The sequence below is a fragment of the Catenibacillus scindens genome (genome assembly GCF_014202115.1).
Lineage (GTDB): Bacteria > Bacillota > Clostridia > Lachnospirales > Lachnospiraceae > Catenibacillus > Catenibacillus scindens.
This window is the reverse complement of sequence record NZ_JACHFW010000056.1, coordinates 1-1,102: the sequence shown is the minus strand read 5'-3', so window position 1 is coordinate 1,102 and position 1,102 is coordinate 1. Positions and strand designations below refer to the sequence as shown.

At 42.8% G+C, this 1,102-nt stretch carries 1 protein-coding gene; it reads right to left on the bottom strand.

Annotation, left to right across the window (positions count from 1 at the left end):
* Window positions 1–37 precede the first annotated feature (37 nt).
* Window positions 38–1,102 (bottom strand): IS1634 family transposase (locus tag HNP82_RS17790; RefSeq protein ID WP_183776838.1); only part of this gene is annotated, 1,065 nt, incomplete at its 5' end.

The following is a 1,102-nucleotide window of genomic DNA, read 5'->3' as shown; positions in this document are numbered from 1 at the left end:
GGCATTGTAGCCGTTTTTGTTTATGCAGCGATATGTGCTATATTTTTGATTTCTTCAACGCTTTCGTATTTTTTATTAGTGTACGCATTGATGTTTTAGTTATAATCTCGTAGTCCGTCTGGAAACCAAAAGTCCGATGCAGGGCATCTGTGAGTTCTGTACGGGTATACGAAGGGATATAACCTCCAGCGGTGTTTAGCAAAGTCATCTTCATAGACCGCAATGTTTGGATGATCTGGTTACACGTAAATCCGTTCCCGATTTTCTTCTCTAAAAGCCGATATAAAATCAGGCTGATATAGCAGGTCATGAAGTGCGCTTTGATACGATCTTCCCGGCGGACAAATGCCGGACGGGAGCAGAGTTCATCTTTCATGATGCGGAAGTTTTCTTCGATCTCCCAGCGTTGCTGATTAATGCGGATAATCTCACTTATATCGCCTTCCAGATTTGTCACTACCGCATAAAACCCGTCATACATCGCTTCTTTTTCAATCTGCGCCAGATCAAGGTCATACACCGTTTTTTCGGCGATTTCTCCGTCGGCTGTAATGGTGGTGCGTTTTACGAAGCGCATTGGGTCATTAGCGTTTTTACCCTTTTTCTTTTTTCCTGGAGAATTGATGATCTTTTGCGCCCGTTCAATCTGACCTGCACGGATTCTTTTCTGATATGCCGCATATTTCGGAGAATAGGTGACGATTAACGTTTCATCCAGATCATCTGAGATCAACGGGTATTCCTTGTAATAAACAGAATTGTAGACTTCGTCATCCGTCTCATCCAGAGTGCGCAGATCAATAAATTTCCGGGAACCTATCTTCCGAAACTGCGTGGGGTTCATCGCAATCTTCCGATCTTCTTCTTTCATTTTTTTCAGGGAATGTGTGATTACATAAGCCCTATGCTGAAAGCTGTTAAAACGGCGATTGTTAAGTGAACCCAGACCACTATCAGAACAGAAAATAAAATCGCTGCAATTGAAATCCCGGATAATCTTTTGCTCCAGCGGTTTCAGGGTTGTCTGCTCATTTTGATTTCCCGGAAAAATATCAAAAGCCAGGGGAATACCATCCGCATCCATGAATAATCCCAGAGTTAC